This is a genomic window from Pseudomonas brassicae, from assembly GCF_010671725.1.
Classification (GTDB): domain Bacteria; phylum Pseudomonadota; class Gammaproteobacteria; order Pseudomonadales; family Pseudomonadaceae; genus Aquipseudomonas; species Aquipseudomonas brassicae.
In genome coordinates this window covers 1-16,907 of sequence record NZ_JAAHBU010000310.1, presented here as the reverse complement: position 1 = coordinate 16,907, position 16,907 = coordinate 1, and the positions used below count along the sequence as shown (strand labels likewise).

The window sequence follows — 16,907 nt, the reverse complement described above, 5'->3', positions numbered from 1 at the left end:
TTGATGCTCTGGAAGTGGTCCAGGTCGAGCAGCAACAGGGCGCAGCCACGCTTGTTGGCTTGCGCCGCAGCCAGGGTCTGCGCGACACGGTCGTTGAACAGCAGGCGGTTGGGCAGATCGGTGAGCGGGTCGTGGTGCACCAGGTAGGCCAGCTCGCGCTCGGTGTGCTTGATCGCGCTGATGTCGCTGAACACCGCCACATAATGGGTCAGTTGGCCATGGTCATCGCGGATCGCGCAGATGGTCTGCCATTGCGGGTACACCTCGCCGTTCTTGCGCCGGTTCCAGATTTCGCCGCTCCACTCGCCCTTTTCGGCCAGCACGGCGAACATCTGCTGATAGAACCCGGTGTCATGACGCCCGGACTTGAACTTGTTCGGGCGCTGGCCCAGTACCTCGTCCTGCTGGTAACCGGTGATCTGCATAAAGGCGCGGTTCACGTGCACGATCAGGCCGTCGCGATCGCTCACCAGCACCCCTTCAAGCGTGCTGTCGAACACCGCCGCCGCCATGCGCAGGCGCTCGCGGTCGTCCCGACGCAGGCGCGCGCCGACGCCGATGAAACTGAGCAGCCGCCAGCGCGACACGAAGATCAACAGCGTGCTGCAGCCCATCCACGCGTAGGCGCTGATCAGCTCCCAGCGGGCCAGCTGGGCAGGATCATCGAAAAGATTGCTCAGTATTTGATCAGACAGCACCAGCCACAAGACCGACAACAGCAGATACAGCGCGGCCATGCGCAAGGCATCTCGAACGGAAGCAGACATAGGGTCACTGAAGCCCACAGCAAAATGATGGCCATTATAGGGGCAGAAACATTCCGTGACCTCCTATCTAAAAGGCCGACTGGTTTTATTTAGTAGGGTCGGGATAATACTTGCTGCTGTTTCTTTCGCTTTCCGAGGGCCCTCCCGCCTATGTGGTACAACGGTTTTCTTGACCTGTCAGCCTGGCAACTGCTGGCCGTCACCCTGCTGATGACCCACGTGACCATCGTCGCGGTCACAGTCTATCTGCACCGCTATTCGGCGCACCGCTCGCTGGAACTGAACGCCGGGCTCAAGCATTTCTTCCGCTTCTGGCTGTGGCTGACCACGGCACAGAACACCCGCGAGTGGACGGCCATCCACCGCAAGCACCACGCCAAGTGCGAAACCGTCGACGACCCGCACAGCCCGGTGATCAAGGGCTTGTCCACCGTGCTGCGCAAGGGCGCCGAGCTGTACCGCGAAGAGGCACAGAACCCCGAGACCCTGCGCATCTACGGCAAGAACTGCCCCGAAGACTGGATCGAGCGCAACCTCTACTCGCGCTACAAGCTGGGCGGCATCGCCCTGATGGCAGTGATCGACGTCCTGCTGTTCGGCACCCTCGGCATCACCATCTGGGCCGTGCAGATGATGTGGATCCCGTTCTGGGCGGCCGGCGTGGTCAACGGCCTGGGCCACGCGGTGGGTTACCGCAACTTCGAGTGCCGTGACGCCGCCACCAACCTGGTGCCCTGGGGCATCATCATCGGCGGCGAAGAGCTGCACAACAATCACCACACCTACCCCAACTCGGCCAAGCTCTCGGTCAAGCGCTGGGAGTTCGACATGGGCTGGGCGTGGATCAAGCTGTTCAGCTGGCTGCGCCTGGCCAAGGTGCAGCGCGTGGCGCCCATCGCGCACCGCGTCGAAGGCAAGGGCCAGCTGGACATGGACACCGCCATGGCGATCCTCAACAACCGCTTCCAGATCATGGCGCAGTACCGCAAGCTGGTGATCGCGCCCCTGGTCAAGCAGGAACTGATGCGCGTCGACGACTCGGTACGCCACCAGTTCCACCGTGCCAAACGCCTGCTGTCGCGTGAAACCAGCCTGCTCGAAGACCGCCATCACCAACGCATCCAGTCGATGCTCGAGCACAGCCAGGCGCTCAGGACCATCTACGAGAAACGCCTGGCGCTGCAGCAGATCTGGGCACGTACCAGCGCCAACGGCCACGACATGCTCGCGGCCATCAAGGACTGGGTCCACGAGGCCGAGGCCAGTGGCATCCAGTCGCTGCGCGACTTCGCCGCGCAACTCAAGACCTACTCGCTGCGCCCGGCCATGGCCTGACGCCGTTGATCGGCGTGCCCCGTTACGGGGCACGCCAACCGGAACTTTCCCGCCTTTTTTTCACTCTGACTGGCATATCGCCTGCGTGGCGGGCCGGGTCATGGCCGCACGCCTTTCGCCTTTCGATTCCGCTTTTCGAGACGCTTCGTGCACATGGTCAACAAGAACCCGCCGCCCCAGCCCTTCAGCCCACCGCCAGAAGCCGCCCAGACCTTGCTGGCCCTGATGCACGCCCAGGGTGAAGTTGCGCGGCTGAGCGAGCGTGAGCAGTTGTTCAGCTCGCTGCTGGACAGCGTCAATGCCGTGCTCTGGGCCTTCGACTGGGAAACCCGCCGGGTGCTGTATGTGAGCCCGGCCTACGAGCGCATTTTCGGGCGTTCGGCCGGCTTGCTGCTGGCCGACTACAACGAGTGGCGCGACAGCATCTACCCCGACGACCTGGAGTACGCCGAGCGCAGCCTGGCCGAGGTATTGGTCAAGGGCGCGGTGGAGGACCGCGAGTACCGCATCATCGCCGCCGACGGGCAGGTGCGCTGGCTCAGTGACAAGTGCTTCATCAACCAGCAGAGCGACAGCGAGCAACGCCTGATCGTGGTCGGCATGGCCGAGGACATCACCGAGAAGAAGCAGCTCGAAGGCGAGCTGCAGCGCCTGGCGACCACCGACGTGCTGACCCAGAGCAGCAACCGCCGGCACTTTTTCGAATGCGCCCACCATGCCTTCGAAAAAGCCCGCCAGGAGCAGACGCCGATGGCGTTCCTGTTGCTGGACATCGATGACTTCAAGCAGATCAACGACACCTACGGGCACCAGGTGGGTGACCAGGTGCTGCAGCGCATCGCCGATGCGGGCAAGGCGGTGCTGCGCCGTGGCGACCTGTTCGGGCGCATTGGCGGCGAGGAGTTTGCCGCGGTGTTTCCGGGCTGTGCACCGCAGATGGCAATGCAGGTGGCAGAGCGCTTGCAGCGAGAGATACAGCGCTTGAGTTTCAGCCATGACGAGGAGGTGTTCGGGGTAACGGTGAGCCAGGGGCTGACCGGGATCCTTGATGACGATGTGCTGCTCGACAGCCTGTTTGCGCGCGCGGATGCCGCGATGTACCAGGCCAAGCGCCAGGGCAAGAACCAGATCGTCAGCGGCTGATATTTTCAGCGCCTGGCCGGGCCTCTTCGCTGGCAAGCCAGCTCCCACAGGGTAATCAGCGATCTCATGATCTGCGCTGTACCTGTGGGAGCTGGCTTGCCAGCGAAGGGGTCAGCACCTGTCTCAAGCCTTGCGCAACCGCTCCAGCTGCGCCAACCCCACCTTGAGCAACCGTGCCGTCTTGCCCTCGGCCAACTGCTCAAGCCCCTGCTCGGCAGGCAGGCGCGCCAGTTGCCCGGCCAGGTTGAGGATCAGGTCCTCACGCGAATACACCCCGCCCCCCAGCTGATACACCGCCGCAATCAGCTCGCGCAGCTCCAGCGGCAGGCGCCAGCGCGTACGCAACGCCGAACCATACGCCGCGCCAAACTCGTTCAGCGACACCTGCACCGCATCCTCGTCCAGCTCGCCACCGGCCAGGCTCCACTCCTGCAGGCAGCGCAGCAGTGCCAGGTCGCCCAGGCAGTGCAGCAAGCCGGCGCAGTAGCAACGCTCCTGGTCCAGCTCCATGCCACGCGCCAGGTTGGCAGCATACTCGGCGGTGTGCACCGACAGGTTCCAGAAGTACTCGGCATGGCGCGACAACAACGGGTCGCTGAGCTTGGCACTGCGCTTGAGCGCCAGCCCCATGATCAGGTTCATGCTCTGGGTCGTGCCCAGCTTGTTCAGCGCCTGCAGCAGCGTCTGCACGGCGCCGTCACGGTGCAGCGCCGCGCTGTTGGCCGCCGCGATCAGTACGGCGGTGATCTGCGGGTCGCTGCGGACCTCTTCTTCCAGCACCTTCAGGTTCAGGCCTTCAGGGTTGAGCGCACGCTTGATCGCCTGCTTCACATCCGCCAGCAACGGCCCGCCATCGGCCGTGGCGCGGTGGTCTTCCAGAAAGCGCGACAAGGTGATGCCTGGGCGCAACGCCGGCACCGGGCAGGCCACGGCCTCGCCCGCGCCCAGCAATTGCTCTTCGAGGCGCTGGCGCAGCAGGTCGGCGTTGAGCGGCTTGCTCAGGTACGCGGTGGGCGCCAGCGGCAAGGCCTCGCGCACACTGGCCACATCGCTGCGGCTGCTGATCAGGATGAACGGCAACGCCGGCGCACGGCGCTTGGCGCGCACGTTGCGCAACAGGTCCAGGCCATCGACGCCGGGCAGCTCGCGGGCGGCAATGATCAGGTCGGGCTGGCTGGCCAGGGCGGCCAGGGCTTCGTGGCCATCGGCACACACCTGCAGGCGTGCATCGCAGCGTACGCTGAGCAGCAGGTCTTTGAGCATGTCACGTACCCACGGGTCGCCTTCGGCGATCAGCACGCGCGGCGCGGCGGGTGAGTCTGAAACGGTCATGGGGCTTCTCCTGACATCAAGGCACGCCATCCAGGGCGTGTTCCAAGGTAGCTCCTGTGCAAACCTTAGCCTCCCGGTCTGCCTTTGGGCGAAAAAAAAACCCGCCGGAGCGGGTTTTTTTCTATCGCGTCACACTTACGCCAATTCGGCGAAGCACGCTTCGATGATCGCCAGGCCCTGGTCCAGCTGCGCGTCAGGCGCGGTCAGCGGAACCAGAATACGCAGCACGTTGCCGTAAGTGCCGCACGACAGCAGGATCAGGCCCTTGTCACGCGCCTTGGCCACGACCGCTGCAACGGCAGTCGGGTTAGGGGTGAGCGAACCGGCCTTGTCGAACACTTCGACCGCAATCATCGAACCCAGGGCACGCACGTCACCGATGATCGGGTGCTTGTCCTGGATCTTGCGCAGGCCAGCGACCAGACGCTCGCCAACGGCCTTGCTGCGGTCCAGCAGTTTTTCTTCTTCGAACACTTCCATCACGGCCAGGGCCGCGGCGCAAGCGATCGGGCTACCGGCGTAGGTGCCGCCCAGGCCGCCTGGCGCGATGGCGTCCATGTACTCGGCCTTGCCGCACACACCGGCCAGCGGGAAGCCGCCAGCGATGGATTTGGCGAAGGTGGTCAGGTCAGGCGCGACGCCCATCTGTTCCATGGCGAAGAAGGTACCGGTACGGCCAGCGCCGGTCTGGACTTCGTCGGCGATCAGCAGGATGCCGTGCTGGTCGCACAGCGCGCGCAGGCGCTTCATGAATTCTTTAGGCGCGACGTAGAAACCACCTTCGCCCTGTACCGGCTCCAGGATGATCGCAGCGATATCCTTGGCTTCGGCGTCGTTCTTGAAGATGCGCTCGATGGAAGCGATCGAGTCGTCGATGCTCACGCCGTGCAGCTCGTTCGGGTAGATGGCGCGGAAGATGCCGCCTGGCATCAGGCCCATGCCGGCCGAGTACGGTACGACTTTACCGGTCAGGCCCAGGGTCATCATGGTGCGACCGTGGTAGGCGCCGGTGAAGGCGATCACGCCGGCACGGCCAGTGGCGGCACGGGCGATCTTGATGGCGTTTTCAACGGCTTCGGAACCGGTGGTGACCAGCAGGGTTTTCTTGGCGAAGTCACCCGGGATCAGCGCGTTGATCTTCTCGCACACTTCGACGTACGGCTCGTAGGCCAGTACCTGGAAGCAGGTGTGGGTCAGCTTGTGCAGTTGGGCTTCAACCGCAGCAATGATTTTCGGGTGCACGTGGCCGGTGTTGAGTACCGCGATACCGCCGGCGAAGTCGATGAACTCGCGGCCTTCGACGTCAGTCACGGTGGCGTTCTTGGCCGACTCGGCGAAGATCGGGTGGATCTGGCCGACACCGCGTGGAACGGCGGCTACACGACGTTGCATCAGAGATTCGTTGGTCTTGCTCATAGTGTCCTCAGTTCGCCACGCACAGGTGGCGCGATTCGATCGGGGCGGCCGGTATTCGACTGCAACAGCATGCGTTGATCGACTGCTGCAGGGGCCCGGGCGGCCGGATGTCACGGTGTAAAAAAGGCCAGCGGGACGGCGCTCTCGCGCCCCGCTGGCAGAGGTAAAGCGTTACGCTGCGATCACACGCTGATGCACAGGTATTTGATTTCCAGGTAGTCCTCAATGCCGTACTTGGAGCCTTCACGGCCCAGGCCCGACGCCTTGATACCACCGAACGGCGCGACCTCGTTGGAGATCAGGCCGGTGTTGATGCCGACCATGCCGTATTCCAGCGCTTCGGCGACACGGAACACACGGCTCATGTCACGGGCATAGAAGTACGAGGCCAGGCCGAACTCGGTGTCGTTGGACAGGGCGATGACTTCGGCCTCGTCCTTGAAGCGGAACAGCGGTGCCAGCGGGCCGAAGGTTTCTTCCTTGGCCACGGCGGCAGTCTTCGGCACGTCGACCAGGATGGTCGGCTCGAAGAAGTTGCCGTCGATCAGCTTGCCACCGCTCAGCACCTTGGCGCCTTTGCTCACCGCGTCGGCAATGTGCTCTTGCACCTTGGCCACGGCCTTGCCATCGATCAGCGGGCCGGTGGTGGTGCCGTCTTCCAGGCCGTTGCCGATCTTGAGCTTGGCGACTGCCGCCTTGAGCTTCTCGGCGAACGCGTCGTACACGCCGTCCTGCACGTAGATGCGGTTGGCACACACGCAGGTCTGGCCGTTGTTGCGGTACTTGGAGATGATCGCGCCTTCGACGGCCTTGTCCAGGTCGGCGTCGTCGAACACGATGAAGGGCGCGTTGCCGCCCAGCTCCAGGGAAACCTTCTTGATGTCCTTGGCGCATTCGGCCATCAGCTGGCGACCGATTTCGGTCGAGCCGGTGAACGACAGCTTGCGCACGATCGGGTTGCCGGTCAGTTCGCTGCCGATGTCGCCGGCGCTGCCGGTGACCACGCTCAGCACGCCAGCCGGGATCCCGGCGCGGGTGGCCAGCTCAACCAGGGCCAGGGCCGAGTACGGGGTTTGCGAAGCGGGCTTGAGCACCATGGTGCAGCCAGCGGCCAGGGCCGGGCCGGCCTTGCGGGTGATCATCGCGGCCGGGAAGTTCCACGGGGTGATGGCCGCGGTAACACCGATCGGCTGCTTGATCACGATCAGGCGCTTGTCGGGCTGGTGGCCCGGGATGGTGTCGCCATAGACACGCTTGGCTTCTTCGGCGAACCACTCGATGAACGAGGCGGCATAGGCGATTTCGCCCTTGGCTTCGGCCAGTGGCTTGCCTTGCTCGCAGGTCATCAGCGGGCCAGGTCGTCCTGGTGCTCGATCATCAGCTCGAACCAGCGGCGCAGCTTGCCCGCACGCTCCTTGGCGGTCAGTGCACGCCAGGCCGGCAGGGCCTTGTCGGCGGCTTCGATAGCACGGCGGGTTTCGGCGGCGCCCATTTTAGGCACGGTGCCGAGCACTTCGCCGGTGGCCGGGTTGGTCACCTGGATCGTCTGACCGTTGTCCGCGTCCAGCCACTCTCCGTTGACGAAGGCTTGCTGGCGGAACAACTGGGCGTCTTTGAGCTGCATGTCGGGCTTCCTTAACTGCACCGTGCGGGCACGGCGCGAATTATTGATTTGTAGAAAAAGGAGAGCGTTTGAAATCTCAAACGAATCCTAGGATCAACCGCAAAAAAGGACAATAGGGTGTTCGAAAAAAAGAACAAAAAGCGTAGCAGAGCCTGAATTTTCAGATCAACGTCACGTTTGGGCGGGGGAGTGTTCGGAATCGGCTACAACCGATCAGGGCGATGGACGGGGCGGGTGCAGATGGGTATCATGGCGCCCGCGTTGCACCAGTAGCTCAGCTGGATAGAGTACTGCCCTCCGAAGGCAGGGGTCGTGGGTTCGAATCCCGCCTGGTGCACCATACAAAGACGAAGGGCCCTGGTGAAAACCAGGGCCCTTTTTCATGGGCGTTTCCCGCCCGATGTCGCACCCCGCTAGGGATTGCTCGGCAGGCTGTCGTCATCGCCCACCAACGCATCGGTCTCTTCGTAATCGTCCGGCTGGTTGTAGTCGTACTCGATCTTGAACGTGCCGTCCGGGGCCAGGCGGAACTCCAGCGCCCAGATGCGCTGGCCCTGGTTGCGCAGCAGGTCATCACGCAGGAAGGTCGCCGCCTCCAGCCCCTTCCAGATGCTCGCGGTGTTGCCTTCGAAGCCGCCCTTGTCGTCCTTCTGGCCCTGCCAGGTCAACCACTGGTAACCGGACGCCATCTTGCCGTACACGCTCATGCGGCAGCCCGCCGCGTCCCAGGGGCGGTTGCCGATGAAGGCCAGCACGTACTGGCCAAGATTCTGGTAAGCCTCTTCAACAGTATTCATTCGAACCCCTTGTCATTGCGTAAACCGGTAGGGCACCACCCTGCCGTCGATGGTCGCCAGCACCGTGAACTCGTTCGGCCGCACGCCGCCCGTCGGCGGGTAGCCGATGTCGATCTTCACGCTGACCGTCTGCCCGGACTGCAACGCCGTGCGCATTTCGTTTTCCATGCGCTTCCAGTCACCCCGGTTCAGTTTCGCGGCCTGCGGCACCATGTTGATCTTGTCGCCGGCGCCACCCAGGCTCGATGCGATCAGATGCCCGCCATCATCGCCTGCATTGCCGCAATGGCCAACCTTGCATTGCTGGTAGGGGTTGCGATCCATGGTCGTCAGGCTCAACTGGCCTTCGACCGAATTGACCCGCCCCGAGGCGTCGGTGACATAGGTATGCCCGTTGTTGAGCTCATACGCGGTCTTGGGCTTGAGATCACCGTTGACGGTCTTGTCCCAGTTGCCCTTGCTGCCGGCCTGCACCCGCTCCACCGGCAAGCCGTCGGCACGCGGGGCCAGTTTGCCGGGGTCCAGCGGTGACGGCGCGGTGATCACCACGTCGTCGCTGTGATGGCCGACTTTTTCTGCCACCCAGCCACCGGCCTTCTTGACCGCCTTCATGCCGTACTTGCCCATGTTGCCGGCAACCACTTGCATGATGTAGTCCTCGCCCTTGGCGATCGCCAGCTCTTCGAGGGTGGTGGTGCCCGCCTCCAGCGCCTTGATGTCCTGCCAGGCCTCGTAGGCGGTCATGCCTTTGTCGATCAGCCAGGCACCGCCCATGATCACCGGAATCCAGAACGCGTTGTTCTCTGCCTCGATCTGCGCCGCCGTGTTGGCGATCGCCGCGTCGCCGCCGGAGGCAACGGTGATACCGGTGATCAGCGAGCTGACCAGGTTCTTGCGGGCCTCTTTTTCCTCGGGGGTGAGCGCGGCACCTTCTTCACCGGAAATCTGCTCGACCAGGTTGTTGATCACCACGCTCGAGGCCGCGCCGAGCGCACCACTGCCACAGCTGGCATTCTGCGCAGCCGCCCCGGCGCAACCGGCCAGGGTATGCAAGGCGGTACGCGCGACATCGGAGTCGAGTTTGTCGGCGATCAGCTTGATTTCCTGCGCCGCCAGGCCTTGCATGTAGTTCACCGCCGTGGCCTGCAGCAGGCTGGCGCCGCTGCCCGAGATATTGCCACCGGCAGCGGCAGTCAGCGCCATCAGCACCGCGCGGCTGGTACCGCCGAACTCCCAGGTCTGGTTGTCCTTGAGGGTCTGCGCCAATGCCTGCATGCGCGCCGGGTCCTGCTGATCGACCGGCTTCTGCCGTTCTTCATCGAGCAGACGCTTGGCACTGGTGGATTCCTTGGCCTTGTTGTCCAGGTAGGTGCCGACTTCACGGGTGAACGCCCCGGCAATCTCGAACCCTGCGCGCAGCTCCTGCTCGTTGAAAATCGGCTTGAGCGCATTGCTGGTGTCGCGATCACTGGACACATCACGGTTGAGGCTGGCCAGCGTCATCTCGGCGCTGTGGCCGGTGAGGGCCTGCTGCCCAGCGTCATCGGTCACGCGGATGAGGCCGCCACTGATACCGCTGCGGGTGACGCTGCTGGCACTGTCGCGGGCACCCAGGGCCACCGGCAAGGTGGCACTGAAGCCGCCTTCATTGGGCAAGGTGCTGCCCGGCGTCTGGGTACTGCCGGCCTGCACGGTGCCGTTCGGGTCCTTGCCCACGGCGCTGCCATAACCGCCGCCCAGGCTCACGCTGCTGCCTTCGTACTCGGCTTCGTTCTTGATGTCGCGGCTGGTCAGGGTGGCGGTCACCAGTTGGTTGCGCCCCTCCTGCACGGCCTTGTCGCTGCTGCTGATCACCGCGCCGACCAGGTCGGTGTTGCCGCCCACGCGGATGTCGAAGCCACCGTCGCCGGCCTTGATGCCCGACTGTTCGGTGACGCTGGCGTATTTGGAGTCGATGTCGGTGACACCGGCCCCCAGGCTGCCACCTGCGGTGCTGACCCCCCAGCAGAACGGCGGGATGCACAGGCTCACGCCGGCACTCATGCTTTTCTCGTCGACGGTGTAGGTGCTGGTGTCCTGCAGGCTCTCGATGTTCAGGTCACCGCCGATATCGGCCACCACCTGCTTGCCGCTGGCCACGGCGCCTTTGAGCGTGGTGTCGCCAGCGGAGCGCAGCAGCAGCAGGTTGCCAGCCTCGACACGGGTGTTGGTGTGGGTGATGTCCTCGCCATCGGCTTCGCCACGGTTGCCCGCCACCCCAAGGTTGAGAGTGAACCCGTTCTGCGCGCCGCCAAACGCAAAGCCGATACCCACGCTGGCACTGCTGCCACGGCTGTCGCTCTGCTGCGTGGCCTTGTTGGTCGCGGCAAGCAGGTGGATATCGCCCTCGGCATCGAGCAGCGCGTTGTTGCCGGCCTTGATCTGGCTGCCACGTACGGTGATGTCGCTGTCGGCACCGGCGCCGCTGGCCACCAGGCTGACATTGCCGCCTGCGGCCACGGTCGAGCTGGCCGAGGTATCGGCGCTCTGCCTGGACTCGCTCTGGCTCTTCTGCGCGCCGATCGACAGGCTGATATTGACCCCGCCCATTGCGCCCGGGCTTTGCGCCACCGCCGTGGCCGCGTTGTTGGCGGCCAGCGCGGTGGTGGCACCGGCCAGCGCCTTCATGCGCCCGTCCTCGGTCTTGTCCGAGGCGGACTTCATCTGCTGCGCCGTCTGGATGGCGGTGAGGACAGGGTTGGTGATGGTGATCGACAGCCCGGTCTGCTTGAACAGCGTCTCGTGCTCACGCTGCACCAGGTTGCGCGCCTCCAGGATGTCGATGCGCTCGGCCGAGATGTCGATATCACCCTTGGGCGCCATCACATGGCTGCCCACCTGACGGTAATCCTTGCCCGCCGCAATCACTACATCGCCGTGGGTCGAACCGACGGTGCTGGCCACCGCGGTGGTGCTGGTGGTGAGGTCCTCGACGCGCTGCTGCTGGGTGCCGATGGTGACGGCGATGCCGCCACCGCTGAACAGGCCGCTCTTCTTGACCGACTTGTCGTGGCGCTCGCTCTGGGTATCGGTACCCGCCTCGATGTGGATGTCGTGGTCGGCCAGTACCACGGTCTTTTCGGTAGACACCACGTTGCTGGCACGCAGCGTTACATCGCGCCCGGCCTGCAGGTAGGCCTGCTCGGCACTGACCGTCGAGCCTTGGGCACGTGTCTCGCTGAGCGTGTCGCGGGTAGTGGTGGTCTTGCTGGAGAACATGCCGTTGCCGCCCTTGGACTTGTGCGCCTCGTCGGCGAAGCGGTAGTCCTGGCCAGCGCTCAGGTTGATGTCGCGGCGTGCTTCGAGCAGCACGCCGCCCTGGGTGCTGGACACCGTGGCGGCGCGCAGGTTGACGTCCTGGCCGGCACTCAGGCTGACGTCGCCCGCGCCCTGCACGCTGCTGCCGACGTCGCTGCGGCTGGCGTCCTTGCGCCAGTTGCTGCTGTCCCAGGTGATCGACTGCGTCTGCGCCTCGGTCACCGTGCGCAGGTTCAGGTCGTTGCCGGCGACCAGTTGGGTGCTGCCGTTGGCACCGGCATTGACCACCTGTGCGCCGACCAGGTTGAGGTCGTTGCCGGCCGTAGCCTTGAGCATCCCGCCAGTGCCGCTGACGAACAGCCCGGCCATGCGCGACAGGTTGGTACGCGTGCCTTGCGCGCTGCTGCTGTCGTGGGTGCTGGAGACCACGTTGAGGTCGTGCCCGGCGCTCACCGACAGGCTGTCCACGGCGCCGATCAGGCCGCCGAGGTTGTTGAGGTTGTCCCGTGCCTGCAGCGAGACCTTGTCGGCCTGGATGCGCCCGCCGAGGTTGTCCAGGTTCTGCGCGGTCAGGGCCAGGATGCTGCCGCCGCCGAGGCTGCCACTGTTGCTCAGGTTATTGACCACGTCGAGCTTGAGCTGCTGCCCGGCCATCAGGGCACCGGCACCATTGAGGTCGCCCTGCTGCACCCGCACGTACACCTGCGGTACCAGCACCTTGCGGGTTTCGCCGCCGGCCAGGGTCACCTGCTTTTCCACCAGCCAGACGATGTCGCTGGTCAGTTGGGCCATCTGTTCGGCGCTCAGCGCCACGCCCGGCACCAGTTGCCAGGCGCTGGCCACGGTCACCGCATTGTCGAGCAAGGCACGGTACTGTTCTTCGTCGCTGGCATAGCCGTCGATGAAGCGACGCCCGGTCAACTGGGCGATCTGCTCGCGGATCAGCTTCTGTTCGTAGAAGCCGTCGCCCAGGCGCTGCTGGGTCAGTGCCGGGTCCAGTTGCAGGCGCTGCAGCATGTAGTCGGACGACAACCAGTTGCGGTACCCGGCAAAGCGCGGATCGGTCTCTACCAGGTAGTTGCGCAGCGCCCGCGGGTTGCTGCTGAACAGGCTGTTGCCCGGCAGGCGCAGCGACGGGCCGCCGGTGCGGATCTGCTCGGCCACGCCCTGGGTATTGAGCGTGGTCTGGGCGTTGACCTCGATGATCGGCGCCACCCGGTAGCCGTTGCCGGCCAGCGTATCCACGGCCTGCGCGCCGGCGACCTGCTGGTCGCTGAGCGGGCTGGCGTGGCCGTCGAGCTGGGTGCCGCTGCCGGTGATCGCGGCAAGCTCCTGCCACACGGTTGGCTGCAGGGTGATTTCCTGAATCAGCGGTGCCGGCACATAGCCGGCCACGCGGCTACCCTGACGGTCACGGCCCTTGCGCTGGATACGGTAGAAGTTGGTCACGCTGCCGCTGTCGGCGGTGACCTGCTGGCCTTTGAATTCGGTGTTGGTCAGGTGGCCGATGGCGCCCTGCAGCAAGCCGCCGGCGATGATCTGGCTCTTGTCGTTGAGCACCTCGTCGGCATTGATGGTCAGGTTGCCACCGGCCAGGATCTGCCCAGGCGCCGAGGTGGCGATCTGGGTTTCACGCACCACGCGGGTCACGTCGTAGCGGTTCCAGTTGTCCCGCTGGCCTTCGGGGGTGATCAGGTACTGTACTTCGTTATGGCGAAACGAGACCTGGCTGGCCTGGTAACGGTTGGGCGAGCCGCTGAGCTGGAACTCCTGAAAGTGCTGGCGGCTGATCTCCACTTCGCGGGTAGTGAAGTGGTTGTTGAGGTTGCGCAGGGTCTGCACGTCGAGCGCCATGTGCCCCAGCGACTCGATGGTAGCGCTGGCATTGGTCAACAGGGTGGCGCGGCCAGTGGCGCGGCCGTCGTCATCCAGCGCACCGCCGATGGCCAGGTTGCCGGCACTGAAGATCAGCGCCGCCTCGCTGTTGTCGATGACCTCGGCGCCGATATCCAGGCGCCCGCGGGCGGCGATGACCGCCGACTGCTCACCCTCGTTGGCATTGTTCAGGGTGCCAGCGGCGATGCCCAACTGGTCGCCATAGATGCGCCCGCTGCCCAGGTTGTACAGGCTGCCGGCGCGCAGGCGCACCTGCTGCCCGTCGATCAGGCCGCGGTTGGTCAGGCGTTCGCTGGCGTCGATGCGCACCTGCTCGGCGCTGATTTCGCCAGCGGCACGGTTGTCCACGGTGGTGGCACTGATCAGCATCGACTTGCCGGCCAGCAACTTGCCGTGGTTGACCAACGCACCGGCGGTGCTCACGTCCAGGCTGGCGTTGGCGTGCAGCACGCCGCTCAGTTCCAGGCCGTCGCGCAGGCGCAGGGTCAGGTCGCCGAGGCTCACGGCCTGGCCGTTGCCACTGTAGTAGGCGGCGTTCATGCTCAGCGACTGACCGGCCAGCAGGCGCCCGTCGAGGTTGCTGATGTGCTGGCGCTGGGCGCCTGGTTCGCGGTCGGCGAGGCGCAGATGCTGGCTGGAGGAAATCAGCCCGCCGCGGTTGTCGAGCACCTGGCTGACGCCGATGTCCAGCTGGGTGTCGGCCCGCACGCTACCGGCCTGGTTGCCCAGCACATCGGCGTTCAGGCGCATCGAATGGCCTTGCAGGCCCTGGTTGTCGCCCTGGGTGGCACTGTTGTCGAGGGTGACGGTGTGCACCTGCAACAATCCGCCAGAGCGGATCAGCCCACCCTGGTTGTCGACGCGCTCGGTCGAGACCACGTCGAGGTTGCCCAGCGCCTGGATCTGCCCGCCACGGTTGTCCAGGTGGTCGCCTTGCACCCGCACGGTGCCGGCGCCGACGATGCGGCCATTGCCATTGCTCAGCTCGGCGCCCAGCAACTGCAGGGCACCCTTGGCCGAGAGGAAACCGCCGCGGTTGTCCAGGTGGGCACTGTGTATCTGCAGCGCGGCCTGGCTGATGATGCCCTTGCCGCTGCCGTCGTCGAGGTTGACCAGCGCCTGGTCGCCGGTGTCGATGAACAACGTGCCCTGGGACTGGATCAGGCCGCCGGCGTTTTCCAGGCGACCGCTGCGCAGGTCCAGGGTGGTGCGTGCATCCAGCGTGCCCTGGGCGTTCTGCAGCAATTGGCCATGGCTGTTCAGGCTCAGCGACAGGCCGCTGATCACCCCGGCGCTGTTGTCGATGCCCTGCCCGGAAAGCGTGATGTCGCCGCCCGCCTCCAGGCGCCCGCCAACGTTGCTCAGGGTGCTGTCGCGGGCGCTCAGCAGCAGGCCCGACTGTACCGAGCCGAGGGTGCCGCCGTTGTTGTTCAGGTGCGCGGCATCGAGGGTCATCTGCGCAATCGAGGCGAAGGTGCCGGCGCTGTTGAGCAGTGTGCCGGCGCCCGCGTAGAGCGTGCCGCCGGCACTGACGGTGCCGCCGCTGTTGTCCAGCGTGGCGGCGGTGAGCACGCTGTTGCCGCTGGCGGCCAGGGTGCCGCCGGTGTTGTCGAGCAGCCCCTGGCTGCTGAGCGTGAGGTTGCCGCCCTGGGTAGCCAGTACCTTGCCGCCGCGATTGGACAGGGTATCGGCGCTGATGACCACGTCTTGGCCCTGGGCCACACTGTCGTCGAGCACGGCCTGGCCGGCATTCACCTGCAGCGTGCCATTGCTGACCAGCGTACCCTGCGTACCGTTGAGCAGCGGCGTGGACAGGCTGAGGGTGCCCTTGCCGGCATGCTCGACACGGCCCTTGGCGTTTTCGACGCTGCCGGCGCTGAGCTGTGCATCGCTGGCGTTGGTGGCGATGCGCCCGGCCTGGTTGTCGAGCTGGCCGTCGACTTCGATGGAGGTGCTGCCCGTGCCGCTCTGGGCCAGTTCGCCAGCCACGTTGGACAGGTTGCCGGCACGCAGTTGCAGGGTGCCGGCCACGACCTTGGCGGCGTCGCTGCGCAGGGTCTGCCGGGTGCTGGCGGTAAGCGTCTGGCTGGCGTCGACACGCGCGCCGCTCAGGTCGATATCCCCCGCACTGGCCGTCAGGGTGAGGTTGCTGGCAACGGTGCGGCTGTGGCTCAGGTCGACCTTGCCGGCCGTGACCTGCACCGTGCCGCCGGCCAGTTGCTCGCCCTGGGACTGGACCGTGGCGGCGCTCAGGGTCAGGTTGCCGCGGGTGCCGAGCTTGCCCTTTTCATCGAGCCCGGCGGCCAGCGCGGCGCCTTCGCTGCTGTGAATCCGGCCCTCTGCAGCGCTGCTCTTGAGCGTGACATTGGCCTGGCTGGCGACGGTGCCGCGGTTGTTCAGGTCGCCGCCGCTGCTCAGGCGCACATCGCCCTTGGCATACAACGTGCCGTGGTTGTCGATATCGCCGCTGGTGGCGACCCGGGTCGCACCTGCACTGCTGATGCTGCCGCTGTTGAGCAGCTTGCCGTCGGCACTGATCACCACGTCGCCGGCACTCGCGCCGATCTTGCCGGCGTTGCGCACCCCGACCCCGCCCTCGGTGCCCACCAGCATGATCTTGCCGGCATACATGCCGCCAAGGCTGGCCACGTCGATGGCCACCGCCGGCGATTCGTCATCGCTGCCGGCCAGCCGGGTGGCGCGGGTGTTGGCCGCGTTGACCTGGTTGCGCCCGGCAGTGACCTTGAGGTCGTTGGCCCAGATGCCGGCATTGACCTGCACGCTGCGCGCGATCAGGTCGGTGTAGTCGGCATCGCCGCTGTTCAGGCCTTTGCCCTGGATGCTGAGGGTGCCGCCCTTGACCTGGTAGCCGCTGATGGCACCGTTGTGCAACTGGGCCTGGCCGGTGGTCAGGGTGGCGCGGTTGGCATTGATGAAGCCGCAGCCGTCACAGGCGATGCGGCCGGGTTGGCGATCACCACCTGGGCGCGCTGGCCGGCCACTTCGACAAACCCGCGCAGCTGGCTGGGGTTGCTTGAGTTGACCTCGTTGAGGATCACCCGCGCACTGCCCTTGCTCAGGTTGCCGTTACCCTGGACCCAGCCACCGAGCTGGGTCTGGCTGCTCTTGACGGCGTTGTTGAGGATGACCCCGCGCCGGTCGACGTCGAACTGGCTGTAGCTGTTGCGCGAAACCCCGGCGGCACTCGGCGCGCGGATGTTGACCTGTGGCGTACCGTTGGCGGCCGTGCCCACGTTGGGGCGCTGCCCCGCCGGCGCACGGCGTCGGCCACCACCCCGG

8 protein-coding genes, 1 tRNA gene and 1 pseudogene are annotated in these 16,907 nt (G+C 65.4%); 3 read left to right on the top strand and 7 right to left on the bottom strand.

Features of this window, described 5'->3' with window-relative positions:
• Positions 1-767 (bottom strand): sensor domain-containing diguanylate cyclase (locus G3436_RS19765; RefSeq protein ID WP_163948405.1); only part of this gene is annotated, 767 nt, incomplete at its 3' end.
• A gap of 150 nt (positions 768-917) precedes the next feature.
• On the opposite strand from G3436_RS19765, the gene desA reads away from it, so the two are divergent.
• A complete protein-coding gene (desA, locus tag G3436_RS19760; RefSeq protein ID WP_163948402.1) occupies positions 918-2,102 on the top strand; it encodes a delta-9 fatty acid desaturase DesA in 1,185 nt (394 codons plus the stop codon).
• 153 nt (positions 2,103-2,255) lie between these two features.
• Entirely contained in the window at positions 2,256-3,245 is a 990-nt protein-coding gene (locus tag G3436_RS19755) for a sensor domain-containing diguanylate cyclase (RefSeq protein ID WP_163948411.1), read from the top strand.
• A gap of 123 nt (positions 3,246-3,368) precedes the next feature.
• On the opposite strand, the gene G3436_RS19750 is transcribed toward G3436_RS19755, so the two are convergent.
• From G3436_RS19750 to gabD, 3 genes and pseudogenes are all read right to left on the bottom strand, one after another.
• Complete coding sequence (locus tag G3436_RS19750; RefSeq protein ID WP_163948398.1) at positions 3,369-4,577, bottom strand: response regulator; 1,209 nt, start codon at positions 4,575-4,577, stop codon at positions 3,369-3,371.
• Between the two features lie 135 nt (positions 4,578-4,712).
• Entirely contained in the window at positions 4,713-5,993 is a 1,281-nt protein-coding gene (gene gabT / locus G3436_RS19745) for a 4-aminobutyrate--2-oxoglutarate transaminase (protein ID WP_163948395.1), read from the bottom strand.
• 182 nt (positions 5,994-6,175) lie between these two features.
• Positions 6,176-7,617, bottom strand: a pseudogene (gabD, locus tag G3436_RS19740) (NADP-dependent succinate-semialdehyde dehydrogenase).
• A 263-nt stretch (positions 7,618-7,880) separates the two neighbouring features.
• Here gabD and G3436_RS19735 point away from each other — a divergent pair.
• Positions 7,881-7,957: transfer RNA gene (locus G3436_RS19735), tRNA-Arg, on the top strand.
• 73 nt (positions 7,958-8,030) lie between these two features.
• Here G3436_RS19735 and G3436_RS19730 read toward each other — a convergent pair.
• The 3 genes from G3436_RS19730 to G3436_RS27870 form a co-directional block, all read right to left on the bottom strand.
• Positions 8,031-8,414 carry a hypothetical protein gene (locus G3436_RS19730; RefSeq protein ID WP_163948392.1) on the bottom strand — a complete coding sequence of 128 codons (384 nt, stop codon included), beginning with the start codon at positions 8,412-8,414 and terminating at the stop codon, positions 8,031-8,033.
• Positions 8,415-8,426: 12 nt separating this feature from the next.
• A complete protein-coding gene (locus tag G3436_RS19720) occupies positions 8,427-16,520 on the bottom strand; it encodes a hemagglutinin repeat-containing protein (protein ID WP_338001292.1) in 8,094 nt (2,697 codons plus the stop codon).
• A partial coding sequence (locus tag G3436_RS27870; protein ID WP_243667225.1) for a two-partner secretion domain-containing protein occupies positions 16,517-16,907 on the bottom strand: 391 nt, incomplete at its 5' end. The genes G3436_RS27870 and G3436_RS19720, both read right to left, overlap by 4 nt.

Coding starts and splice junctions, on each gene's coding strand:
- desA (WP_163948402.1), top strand. CDS start 918: ATGTGGTACAACGGTTTTCTTGACCTGTCAGCCTGGCAACTGCTGGCC.
- G3436_RS19755 (WP_163948411.1), top strand. CDS start 2,256: ATGGTCAACAAGAACCCGCCGCCCCAGCCCTTCAGCCCACCGCCAGAA.
- G3436_RS19750 (WP_163948398.1), bottom strand. CDS start 4,577: ATGACCGTTTCAGACTCACCCGCCGCGCCGCGCGTGCTGATCGCCGAA.
- gabT (WP_163948395.1), bottom strand. CDS start 5,993: ATGAGCAAGACCAACGAATCTCTGATGCAACGTCGTGTAGCCGCCGTT.
- G3436_RS19730 (WP_163948392.1), bottom strand. CDS start 8,414: ATGAATACTGTTGAAGAGGCTTACCAGAATCTTGGCCAGTACGTGCTG.